The sequence below is a fragment of the Micromonospora sp. NPDC049529 genome (assembly GCF_055586685.1).
This window is the reverse complement of record NZ_JBVJHT010000010.1, coordinates 60,511-87,440: the sequence shown is the minus strand read 5'-3', so window position 1 is coordinate 87,440 and position 26,930 is coordinate 60,511. Positions and strand designations below refer to the sequence as shown.

20 protein-coding genes are annotated in these 26,930 nt (G+C 71.2%); 11 read left to right on the top strand and 9 right to left on the bottom strand.

Annotation, left to right across the window (positions count from 1 at the left end):
• Positions 1 to 51 precede the first annotated feature (51 nt).
• The gene (meaB, locus tag ACZ6QQ_RS18680; protein WP_465877652.1) at positions 52 to 1,029 is read right to left on the bottom strand and encodes a methylmalonyl Co-A mutase-associated GTPase MeaB; all 978 of its coding nucleotides are present in this window, start codon (positions 1,027 to 1,029) and stop codon (positions 52 to 54) included.
• Entirely contained in the window at positions 1,026 to 2,225 is a 1,200-nt protein-coding gene (locus ACZ6QQ_RS18675; protein WP_465877651.1) for an acetyl-CoA C-acetyltransferase, read from the bottom strand. The genes meaB and ACZ6QQ_RS18675 overlap by 4 nt, the downstream gene beginning before the upstream one ends.
• A 65-nt stretch (positions 2,226 to 2,290) precedes the next feature.
• Here ACZ6QQ_RS18675 and mce point away from each other — a divergent pair, with 65 nt between their 5' ends.
• A complete protein-coding gene (mce, locus tag ACZ6QQ_RS18670; protein ID WP_465877650.1) occupies positions 2,291 to 2,761 on the top strand; it encodes a methylmalonyl-CoA epimerase in 471 nt (156 codons plus the stop codon).
• Positions 2,762 to 2,837: 76 nt separating this feature from the next.
• Here the strand turns inward: mce and ACZ6QQ_RS18665 are convergent, their stop codons facing one another.
• Positions 2,838 to 3,719 (bottom strand): phytanoyl-CoA dioxygenase family protein, encoded by an 882-nt coding sequence (locus tag ACZ6QQ_RS18665; RefSeq protein WP_465877649.1) that lies wholly within the window; start codon positions 3,717 to 3,719, stop codon positions 2,838 to 2,840.
• Positions 3,720 to 3,883: 164 nt separating this feature from the next.
• Between ACZ6QQ_RS18665 and ACZ6QQ_RS18660 the strand changes: the two genes are divergently transcribed.
• The 5 genes from ACZ6QQ_RS18660 (at position 3,884) to ACZ6QQ_RS18640 (ending at position 11,884) form a co-directional block, all read left to right on the top strand.
• Positions 3,884 to 4,864, top strand: coding sequence for a TIGR03621 family F420-dependent LLM class oxidoreductase (locus tag ACZ6QQ_RS18660; RefSeq protein WP_465877648.1), 981 nt, complete (start codon positions 3,884 to 3,886; stop codon positions 4,862 to 4,864).
• Between the two features lie 370 nt (positions 4,865 to 5,234).
• Positions 5,235 to 6,482: a cell division protein DivIVA gene (locus ACZ6QQ_RS18655; RefSeq protein WP_465877647.1), complete on the top strand. Its 1,248-nt coding sequence runs from the start codon at positions 5,235 to 5,237 to the stop codon at positions 6,480 to 6,482.
• Positions 6,483 to 6,765: 283 nt separating this feature from the next.
• The gene (locus ACZ6QQ_RS18650) at positions 6,766 to 9,006 is read left to right on the top strand and encodes a coiled-coil domain-containing protein (RefSeq protein WP_465877646.1); all 2,241 of its coding nucleotides are present in this window, start codon (positions 6,766 to 6,768) and stop codon (positions 9,004 to 9,006) included.
• A gap of 185 nt (positions 9,007 to 9,191) precedes the next feature.
• Positions 9,192 to 10,430, top strand: a complete 1,239-nt coding sequence (locus ACZ6QQ_RS18645; protein WP_465877644.1) for an AI-2E family transporter — start codon at positions 9,192 to 9,194, stop codon at positions 10,428 to 10,430.
• A gap of 119 nt (positions 10,431 to 10,549) precedes the next feature.
• Positions 10,550 to 11,884 carry a hypothetical protein gene (locus tag ACZ6QQ_RS18640; protein ID WP_465877643.1) on the top strand — a complete coding sequence of 445 codons (1,335 nt, stop codon included), beginning with the start codon at positions 10,550 to 10,552 and terminating at the stop codon, positions 11,882 to 11,884.
• An 88-nt stretch (positions 11,885 to 11,972) separates the two neighbouring features.
• On the opposite strand, the gene ACZ6QQ_RS18635 is transcribed toward ACZ6QQ_RS18640, so the two are convergent.
• The 5 genes from ACZ6QQ_RS18635 to ACZ6QQ_RS18615 are packed head-to-tail and all read right to left on the bottom strand — an operon-like array spanning position 11,973 to position 17,379.
• Positions 11,973 to 13,262: a Coenzyme F420 hydrogenase/dehydrogenase, beta subunit C-terminal domain gene (locus tag ACZ6QQ_RS18635; protein WP_465877642.1), complete on the bottom strand. Its 1,290-nt coding sequence runs from the start codon at positions 13,260 to 13,262 to the stop codon at positions 11,973 to 11,975.
• Positions 13,259 to 14,560, bottom strand: coding sequence for a polysaccharide pyruvyl transferase family protein (locus ACZ6QQ_RS18630; RefSeq protein ID WP_465877641.1), 1,302 nt, complete (start codon positions 14,558 to 14,560; stop codon positions 13,259 to 13,261). Before ACZ6QQ_RS18630 ends, ACZ6QQ_RS18635 begins: the two co-directional genes overlap by 4 nt.
• Before the next feature lie 22 nt (positions 14,561 to 14,582).
• Positions 14,583 to 15,221: a PIG-L deacetylase family protein gene (locus ACZ6QQ_RS18625; RefSeq protein WP_465877640.1), complete on the bottom strand. Its 639-nt coding sequence runs from the start codon at positions 15,219 to 15,221 to the stop codon at positions 14,583 to 14,585.
• On the bottom strand, positions 15,221 to 16,078 hold the full coding sequence (locus ACZ6QQ_RS18620; protein ID WP_465877639.1) for a sugar phosphate nucleotidyltransferase: 858 nt from the start codon (positions 16,076 to 16,078) through the stop codon (positions 15,221 to 15,223). The genes ACZ6QQ_RS18625 and ACZ6QQ_RS18620 overlap by 1 nt, the downstream gene beginning before the upstream one ends.
• Positions 16,078 to 17,379 (bottom strand): methyltransferase domain-containing protein, encoded by a 1,302-nt coding sequence (locus ACZ6QQ_RS18615; protein WP_465877638.1) that lies wholly within the window; start codon positions 17,377 to 17,379, stop codon positions 16,078 to 16,080. Before ACZ6QQ_RS18615 ends, ACZ6QQ_RS18620 begins: the two co-directional genes overlap by 1 nt.
• 179 nt (positions 17,380 to 17,558) lie before the next feature.
• Between ACZ6QQ_RS18615 and ACZ6QQ_RS18610 the strand changes: the two genes are divergently transcribed.
• The 5 genes from ACZ6QQ_RS18610 (at position 17,559) to ACZ6QQ_RS18590 (ending at position 22,794) form a co-directional block, all read left to right on the top strand.
• Positions 17,559 to 18,599 carry an NAD-dependent epimerase/dehydratase family protein gene (locus tag ACZ6QQ_RS18610; protein WP_465877637.1) on the top strand — a complete coding sequence of 347 codons (1,041 nt, stop codon included), beginning with the start codon at positions 17,559 to 17,561 and terminating at the stop codon, positions 18,597 to 18,599.
• Positions 18,596 to 19,765, top strand: coding sequence for a class I SAM-dependent methyltransferase (locus ACZ6QQ_RS18605; protein ID WP_465877636.1), 1,170 nt, complete (start codon positions 18,596 to 18,598; stop codon positions 19,763 to 19,765). The genes ACZ6QQ_RS18610 and ACZ6QQ_RS18605 overlap by 4 nt, the downstream gene beginning before the upstream one ends.
• A gap of 77 nt (positions 19,766 to 19,842) precedes the next feature.
• Complete coding sequence (locus tag ACZ6QQ_RS18600; RefSeq protein ID WP_465877635.1) at positions 19,843 to 20,757, top strand: glycosyltransferase family 2 protein; 915 nt, start codon at positions 19,843 to 19,845, stop codon at positions 20,755 to 20,757.
• Complete coding sequence (locus tag ACZ6QQ_RS18595; protein WP_465877634.1) at positions 20,757 to 22,259, top strand: lipopolysaccharide biosynthesis protein; 1,503 nt, start codon at positions 20,757 to 20,759, stop codon at positions 22,257 to 22,259. The genes ACZ6QQ_RS18600 and ACZ6QQ_RS18595 overlap by 1 nt, the downstream gene beginning before the upstream one ends.
• A gap of 136 nt (positions 22,260 to 22,395) precedes the next feature.
• The gene (locus tag ACZ6QQ_RS18590) at positions 22,396 to 22,794 is read left to right on the top strand and encodes an HIT family protein (RefSeq protein WP_465877633.1); all 399 of its coding nucleotides are present in this window, start codon (positions 22,396 to 22,398) and stop codon (positions 22,792 to 22,794) included.
• A 67-nt stretch (positions 22,795 to 22,861) separates the two neighbouring features.
• Here the strand turns inward: ACZ6QQ_RS18590 and ACZ6QQ_RS18585 are convergent, their stop codons facing one another.
• Entirely contained in the window at positions 22,862 to 26,500 is a 3,639-nt protein-coding gene (locus tag ACZ6QQ_RS18585) for a PQQ-dependent sugar dehydrogenase (protein ID WP_465877632.1), read from the bottom strand.
• Positions 26,501 to 26,930: the final 430 nt, after the last annotated feature.

Below are 26,930 nucleotides of genomic sequence, written 5' to 3'. Positions count from 1 at the left end.
GACGGATACTGTCCACCGAGGACGACACCGCGACCCGTGGGCCGGGCCGGCTCATCCGGTGGAACGCTGGTCCAGCTCCGCGAGCAGGTCACCGGCGGCGGCGTACGGATCCAGCGAGCCTGCGGCGACCTTGGCGGCGAGCGTCGGCAGGCCCGTACCGTCGCGCAGTGAGCCCAGCCGGGCCCGCAGCGCGCCCAGGGCGATCGCCTCGACCTCGGCGGCGGCCCGCGCCTCCCGGCGCCGACGCAGCTCGTCGTGCTCGACCAGCCAGGCCCGGTGCCGCTCGATCCCGGCGACGATGTCGTCGATGCCCTCGGCCCGCGAGGCGACCGCGCGCAGCACCTGCGGGCGCCACTGGCCCGGCCCGCGCTCGCCCAACGCGATCATGCCCTGGATGTCGCGGACGGTGGCGTCGGCACCGTCCCGGTCCGCCTTGTTGACCACGAAGATGTCGGCGATCTCCAGGATGCCGGCCTTGACCGCCTGGATCGCGTCGCCCATCCCCGGCGCGAGCAGCACCAGCGTGGTGTCGGCCAGCGAGGCGACCTCCACCTCGGCCTGGCCGACCCCCACCGTCTCGACCAGCACCACGTCACAGCCGGCCCCCTCCAGCACCCGGACCGCCTGCGGCGTCGCCGCCGCCAGGCCGCCGAGGTGGCCCCGACTGGACATCGAACGGATGTACACGCCGGGGTCGGTGGCGTGCTGCTGCATCCGGACCCGGTCACCGAGGATCGCCCCGCCGGTGAACGGGCTCGACGGGTCGACGGCGAGCACCCCGACCCGGTGGTCGCGGGCCCGCAGCGCCCGGACCAGCTCGTTGGTCGTGGTCGACTTGCCCACGCCGGGGGCACCGGTCAGCCCGATCACCCGGGCCCGACCGGCGTACGGCGCGAGCGCCGCCGCCACCTGCGGCAACAGCTCGTCGCCGGACTCGACCAGGGTGATCAGCCGGGCCACCGCGCGGGCGTCACCGGCGCGGGCCCGCTCGACCAGCAGCGGTACGTCCCGACCGCGTCGCACCGTCACTCCCGCTCGCCGGCACCGCTCGGTACGTGGATGATCAGCGCGTCGCCCTGCCCACCGCCACCGCACAGTGCCGCCGCCCCGGTGCCCCCGCCGCGTCGGCGCAGCTCCAGGGCGAGGGTCAGGACCAGCCGCGCCCCGGACATGCCGAGCGGGTGCCCGAGCGCGATCGCGCCACCGTTGACGTTGACGATGTCGGCGCTGATGCCGAGGTCACGGGTGGACTTGATGCCGACGGCCGCGAACGCCTCGTTGATCTCGACCAGGTCCAGGTCGTCCACGCCGAGCCCGGCCTTGCGCAGCGCCTGGTTGATCGCGTTCGACGGCTGCGAGTGCAGCGAGTTGTCCGGTCCGGCGACGTTGCCGTGCGCGCCGACCTCGGCCAGCCAGGTCAGTCCCAGCTCGATCGCCTTGGTCTTGCTCATCACGACCACCGCCGCCGCACCGTCGGAGATCGGCGAGGAACTACCCGCGGTGATCGTCCCGTCCGGGGTGAAGGCGGGGCGCAGGCGGGCCAGCGTCTCGACGGTGGTGTCCGGCCGGACGCCCTCGTCGGTGCTGATCACGATCGGGTCGCCCTTGCGCTGCGGCAGCTCCACCGGGACGATCTCGTCGGCGAAGACGCCGTTCTTCTGGGCGGCGGCGGCCCGCTGGTGGCTGGCGACCGCGAAGGCGTCCTGCTCCTGCCGGGTGATGCCGTGCTTCACGCCGTGCCGCTCGGTCGACTCGCCCATCGCGCAGCAGTCCCACGGGTCGGTGAGCCCGTCCAGCGCCATGTGGTCCTTGATCGTCACGTCGCCGTACTTGTAGCCGGTGCGCTGGTTGAGCAGCAGGTGCGGGGCCTGGGTCATCGACTCCATGCCACCGGCGACCACGATGTCGAACTCGCCGGCCCGGATGAGCTGGTCGGCGAGGGCGATCGCGTCGAGGCCGGAGAGGCAGACCTTGTTGATCGTCAGCGCCGGTACGGACATCGGGATGCCCGCCTCGACCGCGGCCTGCCGGGCCGGGATCTGACCGGCCCCGGCCTGGAGCACCTGCCCCATGATCACGTACTGGACCTGGTCGGCGGCGACCCCGGACCGCTCCAGCGCCCCCCGGATGGCGATCCCGCCGAGCTTGCTCGCGGACAGGTCCTTGAGGTTGCCCAGCAGCCGCCCCATCGGGGTACGCGCACCGCTGACGATCACCGAAGCCATGACTCTCCGCCTCCGAGGGGTGGGCCGAACGTGCACCTTAACGATTGTTCGGCCAGACTAGCGCTATGGCAGAAGAGCACCTCGGCGAGACCGCTGCGGACTACGTCACAGGCATCGGTCTCCAACGTATCGACCACGTCGGCATAGCGGTCGCCGACCTTGACACCGCGATCGAGTTCTACCAGCGGGTCTTCGGTATGCGGTGCGTACACACCGAGGTCAACACCGAACAGGGCGTACGCGAGGCGATGCTCCAGGTCGGCCCGACCCCCGACGGCGGGCACCTGCAACTGCTCGCGCCGCTGACCCCGGAGTCGACCATCGCGAAGTTCCTCGACCGGTCCGGTCCGGGGATGCAGCAGCTGGCGTACACCGTCACCGACGTGGACGCGGCCGGCGCGGCGCTGCGCGAGCGCGGCATGCGGCTGCTCTTCGACACTCCGAGGCGGGGCACCGGCGGCTCCCGGATCAACTTCGTCCACCCGAAGGACGCCGGCGGCGTCCTGGTCGAACTGGTCGAACCCGCTCGCACCTGACCGGGGCGGATGTGTTCCGCCCCGGGCCGCTTCGGGGGGAGCCGAACGACGGCCCGGGGCGGTTGCCCACGGCAGGTCAGGCCGGCACGGTGTCGTACGACTCGATCAGCTCGGCCGGCAGCGGCTCCAGATCGGTCGCGCGCAGGAAGTCACCGAGTGTCGTACCGGTGCAGGCGGAGTCGACGTTCTCCGCGCCGACCCGCTGCTCGACGTCGCGGCGGTTGACCGCCCGGAAGTCGATCGAGAAGCGGGTCCTGCCGGAGGTGTTCGGGACCGTCGTGTGCAGCTGCGCTCCGGAGAAGAGCAGTACCCCACCGGGCGGAGTGATCACCCGGATGTCCGGCTCGCGCGCGATCTGCTCCTGCGCCTCCGGCTGCTTGCGGGTCTCCGTCTCGACCTGCTGCGCCGCGGCGGTACGCCCGTGCGCCACCCACTGCGCGTAGTTGTAGTCGCGGGAGCTGTTGCGCACCCCGTTCGAGAAGTACGGCGGGTGGAAGGCCATCACGTTGGCCTCCTCGACGTCGTACACCGGCATCCAGAAGTTGAGCTGTGACATCGGCGCGGAGAACCAGGTGTCCCGGTGTGACTCGAACTGGAGGGTCAGCCCGGCGTTGAGGTACTCGCTGGTCATGCTCCGCAGCCGGGGCACGTCGAAGTACGTCTGCTCCACGTCGGCGCCCAGGTCGGCGAGCATGCCCCGGACGAGTTCCTTGCTCCGGGGGTGGTTGATGAAGGTCGGCTTGAGGTCGGCCAGCACCCGCACGTACTCGGGTCCGGACAGGTGGTGCTGGGCGTCCGGTGGAAAGTGCGGCGCGAACGCCGACTCGGCCATCTCCCGCGCGAAGGCGACCAGCGCCATCGAGTGCGGGGTCGGCGAGTAGACGAAAAGGTCCCCGCCGAAGAGCTTGCGCCGCCGCTCGTCGTCGGACATGGGCGAGTCGAAGTACACCACCGTCATCGCGGCCTCCTGCGAAGAGATCCCAGCCGGGGGTCACGGTATGCCGCACCGGCCGAAGCCGAAAGGACTTACCCGTCGCCCGGGGTCCGCTGTCGAGAATCCGACTGGTCACGGTCGGGGCGCGGACCACGCGTACGGGTCGGTGGCCCGCCTACAGTCGGGCGGTGCCCCCACTTCCCGACCATAGCGCCGTAGCCGGGCCCCGGCCGTTCCGGTTCACCGCCTCGATGCCGGCACTGAACCGCCCGGTGCCGCAGTGGCGCGACGAGATCCGGCGGATCGAACAGCTCGGCTTCAGCTCGGTGTCGGTCTCCGACCACTTCACCGGTGGCTGGGCGATGGACCCGCTGGTGGCGATGACGGTGGCGGCCGAGGCCAGCACCCGGCTGCGGGTGCTCGGCATGGTCTTCTGCAACGACTTCCGGCACCCGGTGCTGCTGCACAAGTCCATGGCCAACCTCGACGTCTTCTCCGGCGGGCGGGTCGAGGTGGGGCTCGGCGCCGGTTGGCTGCGCGACGACCACGACGCGGCCGGGCTGCCGTTCGACCCGCCGGGCGTACGCGTCGACCGGCTGGCCGAGGCGATCGAGGTGATCACCGGCCTGTTCGGTGACAAGCCGGTGAGTTTCACCGGTCGGCACTACCGGCTCACCGAGTTGGACGGGCTGCCCAAGCCGGTGCAGCGGCCCCGGCCACCGTTGCTGGTCGGCGGTGGCAGCCGCCGGGTGCTCGAACTGGCCGGGCGGACGGCCGACATCGTCGGGATCAACCCGCGCCTGGCACCGGACGTCGACCCGCTCGCCGCGGTGACGGAGATGAGTCCGGAGCGGATGGACCGGAAGGTGACCTGGGCGCGGGACGCGGCGCGGGCAGCCGGCCGGGATCCGGCGACGCTGGAGTTCCAGTTGCGGATGTTCGACGTACGGGTCAGCCACCGGGGGGTGGAGCACCGGTCGACGTCGAGTCACGCAGCGCTCGCGGACCCGGCCGCGCTGGCCGCCTCCCCGTCGGTGCTGCACGGGTCGGTGGACGAGTGCGTGGACCGGCTGTACGCGCTCCGCGACCGGTTCGGCATCAACTACCTGCACCTGGGCGGCAACCTGGACGCGGCGGCGCCGATCGTCGCCCGGCTCGCCGGTCGCTGACCACCACCGCCCGGCGCCGGTGTCGGTGGTCCCGCCGCGACGACTACGCACCGCTATCTGTGCCACGTATCAACGACCATTCCGGCGGTCCGGGATTGCTTATCCGCCGGTTCGGTCCGGGCCCATAACGTGGTTCGGGCGTACCGGTGGAGCCGTTACCGCGACGTTCGGGAAAGGAGCGACGACCGGTGCGTTCGGCCGTCGCGCGGGCGGTGCGCGGGCGGTGCGCGGGCCGCCGCCGGCCCCCGGAGCTGGCAAGATCACACCAGGGTACGCCAGGCCGACGGCTCCTCGTTGACCATGTGAACGGGGCGTGATAACGCCGGTCAGCTCTTGCGAAGGACCCCGGTGTGTCTGCCAGTATGTGCCAATGCCCCAGCAGCAGTCCTCCCCTCTTACGTTCTTCGAGAACGCGAACTCGCAACCCGACTTCACGGTGGCCCTCCGCGGCTACGACCGCGAGCAGGTCAACGGCCACCTCGGGCGGCTGACCGCGGCGCTGGCCCAGTCCGAGCAGGCGCGTGCCGAGGCCGAGCAGCGGATGAACGACGCCCAGCGTCGGCTCCGCCAGGCCGAGCAGCGCCTGGCCTCGGTGGAGCAGAAGCTCACCGACACCAACAAGCAGCTCGAAGAGAACAGCCGGCCCACCCTCTCCGGGCTCGGCACCCGGGTCGAGCAGATCCTGCGGCTCGCCGAGGAGCAGGCCAACGACCACCGCAGCGAGGCCAAGCGCGAGTCCGAGGGCATCCTCTCCGCCGCCCGGCTCGAAGCCCGTGAGATCACCGACAAGGCGCGGGCCGAGGCCGCCGCGATGAAGGCCACCGCCGAGCGGGAGGCGGGCACCGTCCGTACCACCGCCGAGCGGGAGGCCGCCGAGGTGCGGGTGCAGGCCCGCCGCGAGGCCGACACGCTGCGCGCCGACGCCGACCGGGAGACCAAGCAGCTCCGTACGGTGACCGCGCACGAGGTCGCCGAGCTGAAGTCCACGGTCGAGCGGGAGGTCGCCACCCTGCGCGCCACCGCCGAGCGGGAGATCACCCAGCAGCGGGCGAAGGCGGCCCGCGAGGCCGAGGAGAAGCGCGCCGAGGCGACCAAGCTGCTCACCGACGCCCGCGACAAGCGGGACAAGGACCTCCAGGCGCTGGAGCTTCAACTGGCCGAGCGCCGGGAGAAGTCCGAGCGGGAGGAGTCCGAGCGGCACGCCGCCCAGGTGGCACAGACCCAGAAGCTGGTCGGCGAGGCCGAGCAGCGCGCTCGGGCCGCCCAGGACCGGGCCAAGGAGATCGAGCAGCGGGCCGAGGCGCGTCGGATCGAGTCCGAGCGCAACGCGCACGAGACGGTGGAGAAGGCCAAGGCGCTCGCCGACAAGACCCTGAACGAGGCTCGGGCCGAGTCGAACCGGCTGCTGAACGAGGCGCGTACCGAGGCGGACCTGACCACGCAGGCGGCTCGCCGCGAGGTCGAGGACCTGACCCGACAGAAGGACGCGGTCACCTCGCAGCTCGGGCAGATGCTCTCCGGTCTGGCCGGCATCGTTCCGACGGCACCGGCGCCGGCGCCGGCCGCCGCCAAGAAGGACGAGGCGGACGAGCGGAAGACCGCCGACGCGGCGAGCTGACCGGGGGTTGCGGCAGACGCGGTTCACTGGGCAGGTTTGTCGGCCCGGGTCCGGCCCGTGATCGGGTGGGGCCCGCCGAGCGGGGCAGGAGAGTGCGCGGGGCCGTACCGGATAATGCCGGTACGGCCCTGCGGCCTGTCCGGACTCCGCTCGACCATCGTGGATCAACCCCGCCCGACGTCAATAAATCGGACAGGCCGTACAATAACGAAGTAGTTGCCTTCATCCCATCGGGCCGGACGGTATCGCCGCGGGACGCCACACCGCATGTGAGGATGGGGACATGTCGCACGGCGAGGAACTGTTCGCTCTTGGCGGGGAAGTGGCTACGGAGCCCAGCTTCGAGTCCGCCCTGCGAGGCTATGACAGACGACAGGTGGACCGGTACGTCATCCGGGCGGAGAACGAGATAACCACGCTCGCCGCCGAACGCGAGCAGGCGTTCACCCAGATCCACAAGCTCGCCGGCCAGGTGGAGCAGTTGCAACGCGACCTCACCGAGGTACGACGCCAGGCCGGCACGGTGGACCAGGCCTCGCTGTTGCACGTCGGCCCGGTGGTCGGGCAGATCCTGGCGCTCGCCCACGAGCAGGCCGAGTTCACCGTCTCCCAGGCGACGAGCGAGGCCGAGGCGCACCGGGGCGAGGCGAACCGGATCCTCACCGAGGCGCGCGACCACGCCGCCACCGCCCTGCGCGACTTCGAACTCGCCCTCTCCGCGCGTCGCCGCGAGGAGGAGCAGACTGCCGCCGCCCGCAAGGCGAAGGTGGACGCGGCGGTGGCCGCCGCCACCGAGCAGGCCACCCGCCTCCAGGAGGCCGGGAAGGTCGCGCACGAGACGGGACACCGGGAGGGCGCGCAGCTGCGCCAGGCGGGCGAGGCCGCGCTGGCGAAGGCCCGGCAGGAGGCCGAGGCAACCCTGGCCAAGGCCCGCAAGGAGAGCGAGACGACCCGGCTCAAGGGCAAGCAGGACGGTGAGGCGGCGCTCGCGAAGGCCCGGCAGGAGAGCGAAGCGACCCTGGCCAAGGCCCGGCAGGAGAGCGAGTCGATGCTCGGCAAGGCCCGGCAGGAGGCGGCCCGGCTGCGCGAGACCGCCCAGGCCACCCTGGCCAAGGCCAAGCAGGACAGCGAAGCGCACCTGGCCAAGGCCCGGCAGGACGGGGAGACCACCCTCACCCAGGCCCGGCAGGAGGCGACCCGGCTGCGTGACGTCGCCCAGGCCACCCTCGCCAAGGCCAAGCAGGACAGCGAGGCGACGCTGGCGAAGGCGAAGCAGGACGCCGAAGCCCAGTTGGGCAAGGCCCGGCAGGAGAGCGAGACGCTGGTCGCCCGCGCCCGGCAGGACGGGGCGACGGCGATCGCGGAGGCGCAGCGGCAGGCCGCCCAGCTCCGCGAGGCCGGTGAGACCGCCGTGGCGAAGGGCCGGCAGGAGGGGGCCCGGCTGCGGGAGGCCGGCGAGGCCGCGCACGCCAAGGCCCAGCAGGAGGCGCAGCGGGTCACCGAGCAGACCGCGGAGATCGTCCGGCGGTCCCGGGTGGACGCCGACGCGTACGTGGAGCAGGTCCGCGCCCAGACCCAGCGCGAGTTGGACGGCTGGCGGGCCAGCGTCGACCACGAGATCGAGCAACGCCGGGCCACCATCGACGACGAGATCGCCGCCCGGTGGAGCGCCGCGGAGCAGGAGCTGACCGCTCGGCGTACCGCCTCCGAGCAGGAGTTCGCCCAGTGGCGGACGAACATCGAGCAGCAGCACGCCGCCCAGCGGGCGGAGCTGGAGCGGGAGGCCGAGGAGATCCGCCGGCTGGCCGACGAGCACGCCGCGCAGGTGCAGCGGGAGGCCGACGAGCACCTCGCCGCCGCGCGACAGGAGGCCGAGGAGCACGCGGCGGCGTCCCGGCGGCAGTTCGAGGAGTACACCGCCACCGCCCAGCAGCACCTGGCCACCACGCAGCAGCACCTGGCCAGCACCCAGCAGGAGGCGGCGGCCGGCCGGCAGCAGCTCGCCGAGGTGATGCTGGAGATCGCGAAGGCCCAGCAGCAGCTCGCCGACCTGCGGCAGGAGACCGTGGCGTCCCGGCAGGAGTCGGACAGCATCCAGCGCCGGCTGGCCGAGGCACACCAGCAACTGGCCGGTGAGCAGCAGCGGTTGACCGGCACCCAGCGCTCGGCCGAGGAGGCCGAGCAGCTCGTGGTGGAGGCCGGCGCCGACGTGCAACGGGCGGCCGACACGGCGGTGGACCGGCCGGCGCCCCGGACGAGTCCCACCGCTCCGGCGGAGGCACCGGTCAACGCCGACGCGATCACCGCCGACGTGAACGGCGAGCCGACCGTGGCGGCGGTGCCCGGTGAGGGTGGCCGCGAGGCGACCGCCACCAAGATCACGAGCACCGGGGACAGCGGCAAGCTCAGCGCGAAACCGACCACGGACGAGCGCAGTGCCAAGCCGACCACGGACGAGCGGAGCGCCAAGCCGAAGAAGGTTTCGGTGGACGCCGAGCAGAAGGTCTCGGTCGAGTCCGAGTAGACGCTCACCTCGCGGCGTACCGCGATTGGACCGGGGCGGCGGCTCGGCCGATGGCGATGTGACGGGTCCGGTCGATCAGCGCCTTCCGCATGGTCCGCCAGGGGCACGGGCACGGCCCGGACGGGACCGGGTCGGGCCGAGCGGATAACCTGCCCGGACAGGCAGTCGGAGGGCGGGAGGCGCCGGTGGCGCAGGAAGAGCCGGGGGCGGTGGCCGCCGAGGACGAGCGGACGGCGACGACCCCGGAGCAGCGTCGGGTCGGTGGGTCCGCCGATCCGGCCGGCGACGGCACACCGGGTCACACCGACGGCGACACGCCGGGTCCGGCCGGTGCGCCGACCCGGACCGGTGCCGTCGCACCGGAGTACGCCGCCGACGGCCGGTTCGGGCAGCCGGGCCGGCCGCTGCGCCGAAACAGCTTCCTGATCGGGTTCACCGGCGGGCTGGGGCTGCTGCTGGCGTACACGACGTTCCTCGCCGTACGCGGGGCCGCCTCGATGCTGGTCCTGATCTTCATCGCGCTCTTCCTCGCCATCGGGCTCAACCCCGCGGTGGCCCGGTTGCGGCGTTGGGGGCTGCCACACGGATTCGCCGTGACGGTGGTGGCGCTGACGGTCCTGCTGGTGCTCGCCGGTGGGATCTTCGCGCTGGTGCCGCCGGTGGTGACCCAGACCGGCCAGTTCCTCGACCAGGTCCCCACGTACGTCGAGGAGCTGCGGCGCAACGCCACGGTCAACGAACTGGTCGAGCGGTACGACCTGATGGACCGGATCCAGGCGGCGGCGAACCCGGCGACGATCGGGCAGGCGGTCGGTGGTGTCTTCGGTGGTGCCCAGTTCATCTTCGGTGCCATCTTCAACGTGCTGACCGTGCTGGTCCTGACCATCTACTTCATGTCGGCCTTCGACCGGTTGAAGACGCTCGGGTACGGCCTGGTGCCGGCCAGCCGCAGGCACCGGGTCACGCTGATCACCGACGAGATCCTGGCCAAGGTCGGCGCGTACATGGTCGGCGCGCTGGCGATCGCCGTACTCGCCGGGGTCTGCACCTTCGTCTTCGCGATGATCGTCGGTTTGGCGTACCCATTCGCACTGGCCGTCGTGGTGGCCGTCTGCGACCTGGTGCCACAGATCGGTGCGACCCTCGGCGCGGTCATCGTCAGCCTGGTCGGATTCGCCACCGATCTGACGGCGGGAATCGCGTGTCTCGTCTTCTTCGTCATCTACCAGCAACTCGAGAATTACCTGATCTACCCCAAGGTTATGGAGCGCTCGGTCAAGGTGAACGACGTGGCGGCGATCGTCGCCGCGCTGGTGGGGGTGGCTCTGTTCGGGGTGATCGGCGCGCTGGTGGCGATTCCGGCGGTGGCGGCGATTCAGTTGATCCTGCGCGAGGTGGTACTGCCGCGCCAGCAGACCCGGTGACGGGCCGACCGGCGGGGTGAGGGAACCCCAATTGTTGTCTGCAATTTGTCAGAATCAACAATTCCTTCGCTTCCGGACCCACTTGTAGGATCATTCTTGATCACTTGAGGGGGACGTCAATGACCGGTGTCGAATCGTTACCACCGGTCCCCGCGTCTGCGCCGGACGACCCGGCGCCGCGATCGGCCCGGCGCAGCCCACTGCTCGTGGTGGTCATCGGCATCTGCCTCGCCGTGGTCATCGGCACCGGCTACCTGATCGTCACCCTGACCGGGCCGGGACGCGACGCGCCACTCGTGCTCGACCAGCCGAACACCGTGCTGTGGGGGCAGACCGTCAACCGGCCGATCGAGATCGCGGCCGACCACGTCACGCTCCGCCGGGTCACCATCCAGGCCGGCGGGTCCGCCGCCGTCCGGATCCGCGACGGGGTACGCAACACCGTCATCGAGGACACCCGGATCGACTGCGCCGAGGACCGGACCGACGGCATCGTGCCCGGCGGCTACTCCGCGCTGCGGGTCCGGGTGGACGGGTGCCGCCACCCGTTCCAGCAGCGCGCCGACGCGCCCGCCACGATCCTCGAATCGACCGTCAACGGCCGCCCCTTCAACCGGGAGCGGGCCACCGGCACCGCCACCCCGAGCCCGCTGGACTTCGGCACCCGCCCGCCGGGGGCGGGCGAGAACGTGGCCGGCGCCCCCACCCCGATGAGCTACTGGCCCGGTCCGGGGAACACCGGTGTGCCGGCCGGCACCGCGCTGCGGCCGTCCGGGTCGCTGGACCTGCGCGAGCCCGGCGTGGTGGTCAGCAACCTCGACATCACCGGCTGCGTGACCGTACGGGCGAAGAACGTCACCATCCGCAACTCGCGGATCACCTGCGACAGCGCCACCTTCTCCATCCGGACCTACGACACCGCCACCGACCTGCTGGTGGAGGACGTGGAGATCAACGGCATGGGGAAGAACTCGGCGGCGGTCTGCTGCGCCAACTACACCCTGCGCCGGGTGAACATCCACCACGTCGTCGACGGCCCCCGACTCAGCGCCAACACGACCGTCGTCGACTCCTGGATCCACGACCTGTCCCGGATCCCGGACTCGCACAACGACACGTTGCAGACCACCGGCGGCAGCAACATCGTGGTCCGGCACAACCGGCTGGAGCCGCACGACCCGGACACCGACGACCCGTCGAACGCCTGCCTCATGATCGGCTCGACCACCAGCGACTCGGTGGACAACCTGCTGGTCGAGGAGAACTACTGCAACGGTGGCAACTACTCGATCGGGGTCCGGGACGACCTGGTCGGGTCGAACATCGTGATCCGGGGCAACCGGTTCGGCCGCGACTTCCGCTACGGCGTCATCGCCCGGTCCGAGCAGGCCGGCGTCAGCTGGGACCGGGGCAGCAACGTCTGGTTCGACACCGGGCAGCCGGTCCTCCGGTGACCGGCGCCCGCCAGCGGTCGGCAGCCGACGACCGACCGAGCTGATCAACGAGCGAGCCGACCGCCGACCAAGCTGATCGGCGACCGGGCTAACCGCCGACCGAGCGGTTCCGGTCGCCGTACGGGGTCAGGTCGGCCGGTTCACGCAGCCGCTTGCGCTTGATCCGGCGCACCGTACCGACGGTCGACTGGAGTTTCTCCTTGGTGGAGAGGTGCCGGAACCACATCCGCGCCATCGGCAGCCGGCGCAGCCGGGGCGTCATCAGGCCGGCGGCGCGCAGCGTACTCATCCGGCCCCAGACGGCGCCACGGGCACGCAGCAGGTTCGGCTGCGAGGCCGGCAGGATCTCGGCCGCCACCGGCTCCAGCACCAGCGCACCGGCCGCGATCGCCGCCTCGACCAGGCGTACGCCCCGCTCGGTGCGGGCCAGCACCAGGGAGCGCCCCGGATCGTCGCCGGTCGGCCTGTACCACGGGTCACCGACGGCCACGTCGGCGAACTCGCCGGTGTGGTCGGCGCAGAGGTAACAGCGCCACTGCCGGTGCTTCTGCAGGATCTCGCCCCAGGACTGCTCGTAGGTGAGCGTCCGCAGCTCCCCCGGCGGGTCGTCCACCGTCCGGGTACGGGCCAGCCCCGGCCAGCCGTTGCCCCGGTAGTGCACGGACTCGGCCCGGTCCGGGTCGGTCACCCCGAGCTGGCGCATCATCTCCAGGGTGCCCCGGGTGCTCGGGGTGCCGGCGCAGAAGACGGCGATGGTGAGCCCGACCCGGGCGTCGAGTGCGGGCCGGACCTGCCGGGCCATCCGGACCGCCGCCACGTCGCAGGGCTTGCCGATGAACACCGACGGTGTCTCGCCCGACTCGATCAGGTCCAGCCGGTCGGCCGGGCTGGCCGGGGCGTACCGGGAGCCGGCGTGGGCGAGCAGTTCGTCGCGGCTGCGCGACAGCCGGGTCTCGTTCAGGTACGGCACGTCGGCGCGGGCGCCGATGTGCAGCGTCCCGGCCATTGCCTCGTACTCCAGGCAGTACGCGGCCAGTGCGGTGGCCACCCCGCCACTGGAGCCGGCGTACCGGATCTCGGGGTCGGCTGCGTACCCCTCCCAGATCTTGCGGACCGGTCCCCAGGCGGCCCGCAGCTCGGGGATCTCACCCGGCGCGGGCGCGCTCGCCTCGTGTTCGAGCTTGACGCCGGGGCAGCAGGCCAGGGCCGCCGCCGCACCGGTGCTCGGGCCGCCGACCGGGGTGATCGGGATCGGCCGGCGCCCCTGGTCGAGTACGTCGACCATCCGGATCTCGTCCGGCGCGAGGTACGCGCAGACCCCGCAGCCGGTGCAGAGCTTGTGCGCGGCGACGTCGTGTACGGTCTGCGGCCGGCTCACCGGCGCGCTCCCGTGCTCCGCCGCGCCCGCTCGGCTCGGGCCACCGCGACGATCTCGTCCATCTGTTCGCCGGCCCGGCCGATCGCCACCGGTATCCGGTCGGCGAGTTCGACGGCGGTCTCGGCCCGGGAGGTCCAGGACCGCCAGAGCGCGTCGAGCAGGTCGTCGTCGGCGAGCTTGCGGGCGTCGGCGACGTGCCGCTCCTGGCCGACGCTGGCGAAGACCCCGCGTGCCTTCAGGCTGTACGCGATGTTCGCCACCGGTACGCCGGAGGAGAGCGCGGCGATGGTGGCGTGCATCCGCATGCCGCAGAACCAGGTGGTCCGGGCGATCACCCATTTGCTCTGGTGCGGGTCGAGGCCGGGCGGGCTGACGGTGATCCGGTCGCCGTACCGGCCGACGAGGGCGGCGTGCAGCCGCTCGCTGGCGGTGGTGTCGTCGTCGGCACCGTGCGGGCTGCGCACGTGCGGCACGATGATCACTCGGGTGTCCGGTTCGTCGAGCAGCCGTTCGCAGAGCCGGCGGGCGACCTCGGCGCTGTCGGCGGCCAGGCCGAACTGGGTCCGGCCCTCGGCGCGGGCCATCAGTCCGCTGATGTTGATCCCGATCACCGGGCCGGGGGCGGCGTCGAACCACCGGTTCAGGGTGTCCAGGGCCGGCTGGTCCGGTTGGCGGGGTTCGAGGGCGAAGGCCACGTCGACGCCCTCGCGGTGCCGGGCCGGGTCCAGGTCGGCGCCGAGCAGTTCGCTCAGCGCGACGTAGCTCTCCGGGTCGCGGGCCCAGGCCATGGTGGCGCCCCGGGTGAGCGCGGCGGCCTCGGCCCGGATCCGGTCGGAGCGGAACGGGCCGTAGGTCTGCGGCAGCAGCACCAGCGGCCGGCGGCGCAGCAGGGTGAGCCGCTTCGGCCAGGCCACGGTCCGGAACCGGTGTTCGCCGTAGATGTCGCTGAAGCTGTCCCCGCCGCTGACGTCGAGCACCACGTCGGCCCGGTCGATCCTCGCCACCCCGGAGTTGCCGAACCCACCGAGCGCGGCGCTGACCCGCATGTTCAGGTACGACTCGGGGCGGTGGTAGCGGCGCGAGTGCCGGGCACCGGCGAGTGAGATCGACACCGGTCGGCCGGCGACGAAGGCGTGGCCGGACCGCTCGCCCCAACCGTCGTCGAAGACGGTCACGTCGGCGTGCGGCTCCCGCGCCAGCAGCCCGCCGAGGGTGGCCGCGCGCAGTGCGCCCACGCCGAGGTTGAGGTGGGATCCGGGTACGCCGAACAGGCAGGCGGAGAGCACCTCGCCGCTCATCGGGCCGGCTCGCTGTGCTGGGTCATAACTCGATTACCGCTTTCTCACACCGGAACGCCTCGGCGTACCGGGATCGGCATTCCATGCCCCGCAGCCGGGCCAGCCCGAGGAAGACCTCGTCGTCCCACCAGTCCCGGTCCTTCTGGGACGGGTAACTGGTGTGTAGCAACTCCACCTTGCGCCTGGCCTGCTCGTCGGTGAGCGGCAGGTAAATGTTGCGCCGGCCCAGGTCACCGTCCCACTTGGGGATTTCATAGTGCAACACCGACGCGCGGCGAAACGAGGTGGGTACCAGTTCGGCCAGGGTGCGATGGTCCTGATGGGCATCGTCGGGGCCCGGTGCCAGCACCAGGTCGGGGCTGGTCGCGGCGGCGGCCGCGTTGACGATCTCCTTGGCCCGTTCCCAGTACGCGGGGACCCGCCCGTCGGGGAGTTCGTGCAGGTCGAAATCGATCCGGGCGGTGGGCAGGAAGGCTGCCGCCGCCTCCCGTGCCTCGTCCTGCCGGTCCGGCGTACCGGTCAGCAGGAGGTAGCGCACCCGCAGACCGGGGTTGGCGTCGCCGAGCGCGAGCAGCAGCCCACCGGCACCGATCTCGATGTCGTCCGGGTGCGCCCCGACGACAACCAGGGAGCGGACCTCGCCCAGCCGCAGCGACCCCATCAGTGGATCAGGGCCGGGGACTCGGCCGGGGCGTCGGCCCGTACGCCGAGCGGGGCCGGGATCGGGGCGCCGCTGTGCCGGTTGGCGTCCCAGAGCATCCACGGGCAGCTGGCGGAGTGGTAGAGCTGTTCGAGTTCGGCCCGGTCCTTGAAGGTGTCGGCGGCCCGCCAGAAACCGGTGTAGCGCTGCGCCATCAGCCGTCGCTGCGGCAGCAGCCGGTCGAAGGCGTGCGGGACCATGTCCTCGCCCTCGCGCAATTCGTCGAAGATCCCCGGGCGGAGGATGAAGTAGCCGCCGTTCTCCCACTGCATCAGCTCGCGGATCGGCCGGACCCGGCTCACCTGGTCGGACTCGTCGATGTCGATCACATGGTGGGTCGACTGCACCGGTACGGCGAGCAGGCTGGCCGTGGCGGTCGAGGCCCGGAACCGGTCGATCATCGCGGGCAGCGGCGCGTCGGTGAGCGTGTCCGCGTAGTTGGCCAGGAACATCTCGTCGTCCCGGACGTACTTGCGCACGCGCATCAGCCGCTCGCCGATGGTGGCGTTGAGCCCGGTGTCGATGAAGGTGATGTTCCAGTCGGTGATGTCGGTGGCGAACAGGCGTACGTCCCGACCGCCCATGGTGAGGGTGAAGTCGTTGGAGAGCGTCTCGTCGTAGCGCAGGAAGTAGTCCTTGACCGCCGCGGCGCCGTACCCCAGACAGAGGATGAATTCGGTATGTCCGAAGTGGGCGTAATAGCGCATGACGTGCCAGAGCAGCGGCCGGTCACCGATCATCGCCATCGGTTTGGGCGCCGAGGCGGCACCCTCCCGCATCCGCATGCCCAGTCCGCCACAGAACAGGACGACCTTCATCAGACCACCTCAAGCTCCGGAATGGGGTAGACCAGCCGGCCGCCCCACTCGCGGACGTACGCCAGCTGGGTGGAGATCTCGGTACGCAGGTTCCACGGCAGGACCAGCACGTAGTCGGGTCGGTCCACCGCCAGCCGTTCCGGCGCGTGGATCGGGATGTGCGTCCCGGGCAGGAACCGGCCCTGCTTGTACGGACTCCGGTCGACCGTGTACGCGAGCAGGTCCGACCGGATACCACAGTGGTTGAGCAGCGTGTTGCCCTTGCCCGGGGCACCGTACCCGACCACCCGCTTGCCCTCGGCCCGCGCCGTGAGCAGGAAGTCGAGCAGGTCACGCTTGATGGTGAAGACCGCCTCGGCGAAGCCCCGGTGCCCGTCGAGCGTGTGCAGCCCCGCCTCGGCCTCCGCCTCCAGCACCGACTTGACGTTGCTGGACGGCTCCCAACCCGGACCCGACGGCTCCCAGCCCGGGCTCTGCGCGGTCGCCGATCGACCCGGCTCGCCCACCACCGCCGTCGACGGCGTCGTCGGCCGGGCGTGCACCCGCAGCGAACCGCCGTGCGACGAGAGTTCCTCGACGTCGGCGACGGCCAGACCGGCGGTGGCCAGCGCCCGCTGCGCGGTGAGCAGCGAGAGGTACTGGTAGTGCTCGTGGTAGATGGTGTCGTACTGCCGCCGCTCGATCAGCCGCAGCAGGTGCGGGAACTCCAGCGTGACCAGCCCGGTCGGCTTCACCAGCGCGGCCAGCCCGGCGGTGAACCCGATCAGGTCCGGCACGTGGGCGTAGACGTTGTTGGCGGCGACCAGGTCGGCGCGGCCGTACCGGGCGGCCAGCTCGGCACCGGTCTCGGCACCCAGGAAGTGCACCTCGGTGCGGATCCCCTTGGCCCGCGCCACCTCGGCGACGTTCGCCGCCGGCTCCACCCCGAGCACCGGGACGCCCCGGGCCACGAAGTGCTGGAGCAGGTAACCGTCGTTGCTGGCCACTTCGGTGACCAGGGCGTCCGGACCGAGTCCGAGGGTGTCGACCATCGTGTCGGCGTACCGCTTGGCGTGCGCGACCCATGAATCGGAATAGGAGGAGAAATAGGCGTAGTCGGAGAAAATGTCCTCTCCCGGCACGTATGCCGGCAGTTGCACGAGCAGGCAACCGGAGCAGATCCGTACGTGCAACGGGTAGAACGTCTCGGCGCTGTCCAGCCGGTCCTCGGGCAGGTAGCTCTCGCACAACGGCGACATGCCCAGGTCCACGAACGTCTCGGTCAATGCCGTGCCACAGAGCCGACATTCCGCAATGGTCATGCCATCCACCCCGATTATTCGCCCACACCGCGCGGCGCCCGCCGGCACGCTTCGGACACGCTAGTTCCGGCTCTTAAGAGCCGGGGTGTTCAGTAAAAAGTCCGACACTACTCGGCCGTGATCACCAGGCCCTCATAAACTCTGCCTTCTCACCCCCGCGGATCCTCGGGAGCTTTGCCGTGCGCGTTCTCGTCACCGGTCATCACGGCTACCTCGGCAGTGTGCTGACTCCACTGCTCCAGACGGCGGGCCACCAGGTCACCGGGCTCGACACCGATCTTTTCGCCGACTGCCTGCTCGGCCCGGCGCCCGCCGAGGTTTCCTCCCTCCGGCTGGACCTGCGCGACGTACGGCCGGAGCACCTTGCCGGCTTCGACGCGGTCTGCCACCTGGCGGCCCTCTGCAACGACCCGATCGGCAACCTCAACCCCGAGTTGACGTACGACGTCAACCACCGCGCCACGGTGCGACTCGCCGAGGCGGCGAAGGCGGCCGGGGTGACCCGGTTCCTCTTCTCCTCCTCGTGCAGCCTCTACGGCGCCGGGCTGGACGACCGCCCGCTGGACGAGAACGCGGGCTTCGCACCGGTCACCCCGTACGGCGAGTCGAAGATTCTCTCCGAGCAGGGCCTGGCCGCGCTCGCCGACGACGACTTCTCCCCGGTCTTCCTGCGCAACGCCACCGCGTACGGCTTCTCGCCCCGGCTGCGCGGCGACCTGGTGGTCAACGACCTGACCGCGAGCGCACTGCTCACCGGTGAGGTCCGGCTCCTCTCCGACGGCACCGCCTGGCGTCCGCTGGTGCACGCCGAGGACATCTGTGCCGCGTTCCTGGCCCTGCTGGAGGCGCCCCGCGAACAGGTGCACGGCAAGGCGTACAACGTCGGGGTCAGCACCGAGAACTACCTGATCCGCGACGTCGCCGAACTGGTCGCCGAGGTGGTCGACGGATCGACCGTCACGTTCGCCGGTGGCGCCTCGGCCGACTCCCGCAACTACCGGGTGAGCTGCGACCTGATCGCCGCCGAGGTGCCCGGCTTCCGGCCCCGCTGGACCGTGCGCAAGGGCATCGAGGAACTGGTCGAGGCGTACCAGCGGCACGGGCTGACGATCGAGGTGTTCCGGGGCGAACGGCACCAGCGGCTGCGCCGGATCCAGGCGCTCCAGGGCGCCGGCCGGCTCGACGCGCAACTGCGCTGGACCGCCGGCGTTCCGGCGTGACCCGCAGCTGCGACGCGTGCGGCACGACCGCGCTCGTCCCGTTCGCCGACCTGGGTGAGATCCCGGTCTTCTGCGGGGTGCACTGGGCCAGCCGCGCCGAGGCGCTCGCCTCCCCGCTGGGCGCGATGGAGCTGGCCTACTGCCCCGAGTGCGCGTACGTGCGCAACCTCGCCTTCGACCCGGCCACACTGGTCTACGACACCACCATGGACACCAACCTGCACCACTCGCCGGCGTTCCAGAGCTTCTCCGCCGAGCTGGTCAAGCACCTGACCCAGCGCTACCCGCTGGCCGGTTCGACGGTGCTGGACATCGGCTGCGGCCAGGGCGAGTTCCTCCGCGAGCTGTGCCACGTGGCGGGTGCCCGGGGCCACGGCTACGACGCGATGTACGCCGGCCCGGTCGGCCCGGACCCGTCCGGCGCGACCTTCCACGCCGGGCACGCACCACTGGACGACAGCACACCGGAGTTCGACTTCGTCACCTCCCGGCACTGGTTCGAGCACCTCGACGACCCGTACGGCTTCCTCGTCCGGCTCCGTGAACTCGCCGGCGACCGGCCCGTACGCGGCTATCTGGAGGTTCCGGACGCCTGTTACGACCTCGCCACCGCCGGCTGGGAGGTGATCTACCCGCACGTCTCGTACTTCGACGCGTACTCGTTGCGCCGGGTGGTCGAGCGGGCCGGCTGGCAGGTGGCCGACACCGGGCCGCTCTTCTCCGGCATGTTCCGGTTCGTGGAGATCGCGGTGAACGTGTCGGCGGGCAGTGGCCCGCGCGATCTGCCCGGTGCGGCCGACCGGGACCGGCAACTGGAGTCGATCGCCGGTTTCGCGGCCCGGCACGCCGCCGAGCGGGAACGCTGGCGGTCCACGATCGACCGGCTGCTCGCCGCCGGTGACCGGCCGGTGCTCTGGGGCGCCGGTTCGCGCGGAGTGCAGTTCCTGCACCTCGCCGACCCGGACGGCCGGCTCGCCGCGGTGGTCGACGTCAACCCGCGTAAATGGGGCAGATACCTGCCGGTGACCGGGCACGAGGTAGGCTCCCCTGCGAGCCTGACCGAGCTGGGCACCCGTGCGGTGATCATCACCAACCCCGCCTACCGGAACGAGATCGGCACCGCGCTCCGCGAGCTCGGCGTCGAGGCCGAACTGATGGTGGCGTGATCGACGGCCACCGGGTCACGTCGACCCTCATCATCACACCAACTTTCATCGACGATCAGCCGACGCTGAGGAGAGTGATGGACGGAGCGCCCCGGGTGAGTCTCGGCGTTCCCCTCTACAACGCCGAGCGGTACCTCGAAGGATGCCTGGACGCGCTGCTCGCCCAGGACTACCAGGACTTCGAGATCATCGTCAGCGACAACGCCTCGACCGACCGGACCTGGGAGATCTGCCAGCGTTACGCCGCCGCCGACCCCCGCTTCCGGCTCTACCAGAACCCGCGAAACTTCGGCGGCCACGTCAACTACGCCCGGGTCGCCCAACTCGCCCGGGGCGAGCTGTTCAAGTGGGTCGCGTACGACGACGTCTGCCTGCCGACCTTCCTGAGCACCTGCGTGGCGGCACTGGACGAGGCGGGGTCGCAGGCCGTGCTCGCCTACCCGCGTACCGTGCTGATCGACGAGGACGGCTCGGAGATCGGCCCGTACGCCGACCGGCTCGACCTGCGCGACCACCGCCCCTGGCGACGGGTTGCCGGGGTGGCCCGCAACATCAACCTCTGCCACGCCCACTTCGGCGTCTTCCGGCTCTCCGCGCTGCGCCGGACCGGGATGATCCGGCCGTTCCTCTCCTCCGACTACACCCTGGTCGCCGAGGTAGCCCGGCTCGGTGAGATCCACGAGGTCGGCCAGCCGCTGTTCCTGCGCCGGATGCACGGGGCCTCCAGCCGACAGGCCAAGGACTCCACCCCCGCCTCCGCCCTCTCCTGGTACGCCCAGGACAACGCCAAGGTCCGGGCACCCCGGCAACGGATGCTGCTGGAGACCCTCCGTACCCTGCTGACCGGGGACGACCCGCTCGGCACCCGAATCAGCTCGGCCTTCGCCTTTCTCGGCGCCTGGTGGGCTCGACGAGTCCGGGTGTTCCTGGGCCGCTGGCGCCGCCGGCTGAGCCGCCGGTCGAGGGCCAGCACGGCCAAGGGAAACGCCTGATGGTCAGCACAACGCCCGACGCGCCGACCGAGTCCCCCCCGGCACCCACCCGCGGCCGGGTACGGTCGGCGATCGGTTGGTCGTACCTGCTCACCGCCGGCCGGGTCGGCTCCTCGATCGTGGTCACGTTCCTGCTCGCGAAGCTGCTCGGGCCGAGCGAGTTCGGGCTGGTGGCGATGGCCACGGTCTTCATCACCATCGCCCAGACGATCATCCAGCAGGGACTGGTCTCGGCGATCGTGCAACGGGACAAGCTCACCCCGGAGCACCTCGACGCCGCCTTCGGCGTCACCCTGCTCGCCGGCCTCGGCGTCGGCGCGCTCACCGCCCTGCTCAGCCCGGTCTGGTCGCTCATCAACAACAGCCCGGACGGGCTCACCGAGGTCTGCCTCGCGCTCTCCCCGCTCGTCCTGCTCCAGGGGCTGTCCATCGTGCCGGAGGCGGTGCTCCGGCGCGAGTTGCAGTTCCGCGCGGTTGCCATCCGTACCCTGTTGGCCGCCGCGATCAGCGGCATCGTCGGCATCTCGCTCGCCCTGGCCGGCGCCGGCATCTGGGCCTTGGTGGCGCAGCAGCTGACCACCTCGGTGGTCAGCCTGATCGTGCTCTGGACGGTCTGCCCGTGGCGGCCGAGCCGGCGCCCCCGGCTCGGCGCCATCCGCGACCTCTGGGCCTTCTCCGCGCACTCGGCGAACGCCGGGCTCGGCCTCATGCTCAGCTCCCGGGCCGACATCATCTTCACCGGCATCTTCTTCGGCCCGGCCGCCACCGGCATCTACCGGTTCGCCGCCCGGCTGCCGGACATGCTGGTCGACGTCACCGTCCGGTCGCTGCAACAGGTGGCGCTCCCGTCGCTGTCCCGCCTCCAGGACGAGAAGGCCGCCTTCGCCGTCCACCTCACCAAACTGCAACACCTCGGCGCGATCGCCGGGCTGCCGATACTGGGTGTGCTCACCGCCACCGCGAGCCCGCTGGTCGGCTTCCTCGGCCCCCAGTGGGAGGGCACCGAGATCCCGCTGCGGCTGCTCTGCCTGTTCGGCGCGATCAACGTGTACGGCGTCCTGCTCGGCCCGGCACTGCAGGCCATCGGGCAGCCGGCCAAGCTCGCCGCGATCCTCTGGGCCCGGGGCATCCTCGGGGTGGCGACCCTGGCCGCGGTCGGCACCCTGCTCAACGGGGAGTCCGACGTGACCGAGGCGAGTGCGGTCGCGATCGCCGGGATCGGCATGCAACTGGCGGTCAACGCCGTCTCCATCTGGGTCACCGTCCGTCGGGCGATCGGCGCCTCGGTGATCCGGTTCCTCGTACCCACCCTGCCGGCGCTGCTTGCGGCGGCCGGAGCCGCGCTGACCCCGCTGGTCACCGACCGGATCGGCGTCAACGACCTGCACCCGCTGCTCGGTGTGGTCGTCCTCGGCTCCGCCGCCGGCCTGGTAGCCGCCGCCCTCCTGCTCGCCACCGACTCCCGCACCCGCCGCCTCATCCGCACCCGCCTCCGCCCCTGACCCCTCGCCCTCCCTCCCTCTCGGGAGGCGCCTCTTGTAGAGAAAGAGTGGCAATCCGGGGGCGGCAAGGCACTCTTTCTCTACAAGAGGCACGTTCTCTGCATGTTTGGTGGGGCGGCGGGTTGAGGCGCTGCCGGTGCGGGAGCGGGTTGGGGTGGACGAGCACTGGCGGGTGGCGCACGCGTACGCGACGGCGCTGCCGGGCTGGCTGGCGCTGGTGCCCCGCCGGCACGTGACCACGATCGCCGGCCTCACCGACGCGGAGGCGGCGAGCCTCGGTACGTGGCAGGTCCGGCTCTCCCGTGCCCTGCACGCGGTCACCGGTTGCGCGAAGACCTATGTGGTCCAGTTCGCCGAGGCCGAGGGGTTCGCCCACGTGCACTTCCACGTGGTGCCCCGGATGGCCGACCTGCCGGTGCCGCAGCGCGGGCCCGGAGTGTTCCAACTGCTGACCGCCGCCGAGGGCGATCGGGTCGGCGCCGAACGGATGGACGAGCTGGCCGAGGAGCTGGCCCGACACCTGCGGGGCGGGTGAGGGAAGCGACGCGAGGGGCCCCTCCGCCGTGTCGGAGGGGCCCCTCGACTGTCGATCTCGCGGGTGACTACGCGGGGCGGAAGACGATCGCCTGACCGTTGACCAGGATCGGCTGGTTGTACGAGTGCTGCACGGCGGTCGTACCGGCCGGGTTCTCGATCCCGACGGTCGCGCCACCACCCAGTTCGGCCGGTTTTGTCGTTGCCATGTCGGCGTAGTGGAACGCGATCTCACCGTTGGGCGAAAGCACCGCCGCGAACGTGACCCGGGCCGACGACGACCCGTACATGCCGATGTTGCGCCACTCGACGACGAGTCTGCGATCCGCGCCCGTACCGATGGTGGCGGTCCGGATCGTGCTGTCCGCGCGGAGCACCAGATCGTCCCAGAACGGGTACAGCGCCGCGTTCGGCACCGCCACGGTGGGCACCGCCGTGTTCTCCGGTTGGGCACTGCTCTGGTTGACGAAGGAGAGGAACCCGTTGCTGGAGACCCAGGCCGAGTTGTACGTCTGCCCGTAGAACGGGAAGGCGAACGGCAGGCTGATCTCGCCCACCGCGTCGTCACCGGTCAACGGCAACAGGGTGCCCTCCGCCGGGACGAACGCCCGGGTCTCGGTCGACCTGGTGTAGCCGCCGTCACCGCCCGGCGGCGGCTCCTCCGGCGGCGGCGGCGCGGTCAGGCTCAGGTTGACCGTGTGCGTGCTGCCGGCGACCACGGTCACCGAACCCGATCCGGTCCGGTCACCGCTGGCGGTGCCGGCAACGGTGTACGTGCCGGGCGTGACCCCGGTCAGCGTGTACGTGCCGTTCGCCGCCGTGGTGGCCGTCCGGCCGCCCGGTGACAGGGTGACCGTCGCACCCGCCACGGCCGCACCATCGGCCGCCGCGGTCACCGTACCGGTGACGGTGCCCGTGGTCGGGGGCTCCGGCTCCGGCGGCGGGCCACCGCTCGGCGGGGTGAAGATGACCGCCTTGCCGTTGGCGAGCAGCGGCTGGTTGATGCCGTACTGGACGGCGACCGTGCCGGCGGCGTTCTCGATGCCGACGGTGGCACCACCGCCCAGTTCGAGTGGCTTGGTGGTGGCCAGGTCGGCGTAGTTGAAGGTGATCTGGCCGGTCTCGGAGATGAGCGCCTCGAAGGTCACCCGCGCCGACGACGACCCGTACATGCCGTTGTTGCGCCACTCGACCACGAACTGGCGGTTCGGTGCGGTGCCGACGACGCCGGTACGCACGCTGGAGTCGGACCGCGCGAACAGGTCGTCCCAGAACGGGTAGATCGAGGCGTTGGGTACGCCCGGTTCCGGGATCGGGGAGTTGATGCCCCGGGGCGACGGTCCGGGGTCGGTGAACGAGATCTTGCCGTTCACGTCGACCCACGCGCTGGTGTAGCTCTGCCCGTAGAACGGGATCGGGAACGGGAGCGTGACCTGGGTGACCGCCTCGTCCCCGGTCAGCGGCAGCACCGCGCCGTCGACCGGTACGAACGTCCGGCCGGTGGCGGTGGTGCAGGTGTAGCCGAAGGTGTCGCCGCAGTCCCCGCCGCCGTAGTCGGCCGTGTAGGTCGCGGTGTAGGTGGTGTCGGTCGCCGGTGCGGTCACCACGTGCGTCCGGGCCCCGTTGTCCGACCAGCGGTCGAACTCGAACGTCGAGGCGCCGACCGCCTGCGGCGACGGTGCGCTCACCGTGTTCGTCGAGCCGACGATGACCTGCCGGGTCGCCGGGGTGGTGACGTCCGCGCCGTTGACGTTCAGGGTCAGCCCGCTGGGGCTGCTGGCCAGGTTGAGATTGACCGTACGCGGGTCGAGGCGGATCGTCGTGCTCCCGCTCAGCCCGCCGCTGTCGGTCGCGGTGAGGGTCAGTTCCAGGTACGACGGGAACTCGTGATCCGGCGCGGTGAAGGAGCCGGACGCCACGCCGGTGAGGTTCTGCACCGGGTGGGTGTGGCAGTTGTCGGCCGCGTAGCAGTGCCGGTTGATCAGCTCCCAGTGCAGCGCCGCCGGCCCGAGGTTGCCCTCCTGCGGGTCGCTGGCGTGCCCGGAGAAGGTGACGGTCTGCCCCACCTGCCAGTTGAGCGAGGTGGCGGGTGTGTCGATCACCGGCACCGGCGCGTTGGTGCCGACCCGGATCTGCACCGTCTCGATGTCGCTGGAGCCGCCGATGTCGGAGACCCGCAACCGCGCCGTGTACGTACCCACGCTGGTGTACGTGAAGCTGGCCGTGGCACCGGTCGCGTCGAAGGTGCCGTCGTTGGTGAAGTCCCACTGGTAGCCGAGGATGTCACCGGGGTCGGAGTCGGTCGAGCCGGTGGCGTCGAAGTTCACCCGCAGCGGCGCGTTGCCGGAGACCGGGGTGGCGGCGATCGCCGCGACCGGCGCCTGGTTGCCCGAGCTGTAGTGGAACCGGCGGACCGTGCCGCCGGTCAGGTCGACGTAGTAGAGGTCCTGGTCCGGCCCGACCTCCAGGTCGACGGGGCCGGAGACGGTGTTCGAGAACGGGATGATGCTGGCCGGGTCGGGCTCCCCGTTGGCGCCGGCCCGCATGGCCCAGATGCACTCGCGGGAGTAGTCGGCGAAGAAGAGCGCACCGGCGTACGACGCCGGGTAGTTGCCGCCGGTGGCCGGGTAGAAGGCGACGCCGGACGGGGACGAGCCACCGGTCGGGCAGCCGTCATCGGGCGCCACCACCTGGCTGTGCGCGTACGTGTAGTACGGCGGGGTGACGGTGCCGGTGGGTGCGCTGTAGAGGCTTTCGCAGAGGTTGAGGTTGGCCGAGTTGTAGCCGCTCTGCGTCCCGTTCCCCTCGTAGCAGGGCCAGCCGTAGTTGCGCAGCGGTCCGGCGGCCGGGTTGGGGATCCGGTTGATCTCCTCCCAGGTACGCCAGCCGACGTCGCCGATCCAGACGTCGCTGGTGCCGGGCCGGAACGTCCACCGGGTGGGGTTGCGCAGCCCGTGGGCCAGGATCCGCCGGTTGTTCGGATCGGGGCTGTTGGCCAGCGGGTTGTCCGGCATCGCCGCCCCGGTCGCCGGGTTGACCCGGATCAGGGTGCCGGAGAGCCCGGTCGGGTCGCCGGAGGTGCGGATGTCCTGGGAGCGCAGTGCGCCGCCCTCGCTGGTAGGCGGGGTCTGCGCTCCGCCGGCCGGTGCGGGCGGGTCACCGCACGGGTTGGTCGGGTTGCCGGCCTGGCCGTAGTCGGTGAAGGTGGCCGAGGCCCCCTCGCCGCCGGTGACGTAGAGCGCGCCGTCCGGGCCGAAGTTGAGGTCGCCGATCGAGTGCGACTCGATCTGCTGGCACCAGTCGTGCAGCAGCACCTGCTCGGTGCCGGTCATCACGTTGCCGTTGGCCTGGAGCCGGGAGACCCGGGCGCTGGAGGCACAGTTGCCGGTGACCGTGCAGGTGTCGTGGTACGTCGGGGCGCTGCCGCCGATCACGCCGTCGTAGCTGTAGCTGACGTAGACGTACGGGTCGGCCGGGAAGTTCGGCGGCAGGGCCAGACCGATCAGGCCGAAGTCCTCGTAGTCGTAGACGTTCGTGCGCAGGTCGGCGAAGACCGTGGCGGTGGTGTCGGAGGTGCTGTCGTAGACCTTGATCTGTCCGTTCTTCTGGGCGATGAACACCCGTCCGTCCGGTGAGAAGACCACTTTGGTCGGTCGGGTCAGCCCGGTGAAGACCACCTGCTCGGTGAAGCCGGGCGGGATGGCCACAGCCGGCTTTTCGGCTTTGAGTAGCAGTCCGGTAACCAAGGGTAAACTCAAGGCCAGCGCTAACACCATTGACAGTGCGCGCCGGAATAACTTCGGCATCGCTGTTCTCCTAATCTCACCGCACGGCACCCGGAGTGCCTGCGGAAACAACCGGCGTACACCGAATCAGCGCGTGGGGGTGTCGCCGTCAGGCTGTCAGTCGGAGACGGTTTTTCGTCCCCCTGTGCGGCCTCGAATTGGCGCCCGGTCAGCCGAACCGCATCGTCCGATCGACCCGCACGAAAGACTGCTCCACTCCGGACCGGGCCACTATATCGACAACGGCGGGCAGCACTGTCCTAAGCGGACGGTCAGGTTCCGACCCCCCACATCGTCGCGCATCACTCACCGTGTTGTTGCTGGCGCACATACGTGATTTCCGGGTTCTCCA

What these genes read in the sequence shown, in the direction of transcription:
- ACZ6QQ_RS18665 (WP_465877649.1), bottom strand. Translation starts at nt 3,719, where the DNA reads ATGACGGTGGTGTACTTCGACTCGCCCATGTCCGACGACGAGCGGCGG.
- ACZ6QQ_RS18595 (WP_465877634.1), top strand. Translation starts at nt 20,757, where the DNA reads ATGGTCAGCACAACGCCCGACGCGCCGACCGAGTCCCCCCCGGCACCC.
- ACZ6QQ_RS18655 (WP_465877647.1), top strand. Translation starts at nt 5,235, where the DNA reads ATGCCCCAGCAGCAGTCCTCCCCTCTTACGTTCTTCGAGAACGCGAAC.
- ACZ6QQ_RS18625 (WP_465877640.1), bottom strand. Translation starts at nt 15,221, where the DNA reads ATGGGGTCGCTGCGGCTGGGCGAGGTCCGCTCCCTGGTTGTCGTCGGG.
- ACZ6QQ_RS18630 (WP_465877641.1), bottom strand. Translation starts at nt 14,560, where the DNA reads ATGAGCGGCGAGGTGCTCTCCGCCTGCCTGTTCGGCGTACCCGGATCC.
- ACZ6QQ_RS18620 (WP_465877639.1), bottom strand. Translation starts at nt 16,078, where the DNA reads ATGAAGGTCGTCCTGTTCTGTGGCGGACTGGGCATGCGGATGCGGGAG.
- ACZ6QQ_RS18600 (WP_465877635.1), top strand. Translation starts at nt 19,843, where the DNA reads ATGGACGGAGCGCCCCGGGTGAGTCTCGGCGTTCCCCTCTACAACGCC.
- ACZ6QQ_RS18650 (WP_465877646.1), top strand. Translation starts at nt 6,766, where the DNA reads ATGTCGCACGGCGAGGAACTGTTCGCTCTTGGCGGGGAAGTGGCTACG.
- mce (WP_465877650.1), top strand. Translation starts at nt 2,291, where the DNA reads ATGGCAGAAGAGCACCTCGGCGAGACCGCTGCGGACTACGTCACAGGC.
- ACZ6QQ_RS18615 (WP_465877638.1), bottom strand. Translation starts at nt 17,379, where the DNA reads ATGACCATTGCGGAATGTCGGCTCTGTGGCACGGCATTGACCGAGACG.
- ACZ6QQ_RS18675 (WP_465877651.1), bottom strand. Translation starts at nt 2,225, where the DNA reads ATGGCTTCGGTGATCGTCAGCGGTGCGCGTACCCCGATGGGGCGGCTG.
- ACZ6QQ_RS18640 (WP_465877643.1), top strand. Translation starts at nt 10,550, where the DNA reads ATGACCGGTGTCGAATCGTTACCACCGGTCCCCGCGTCTGCGCCGGAC.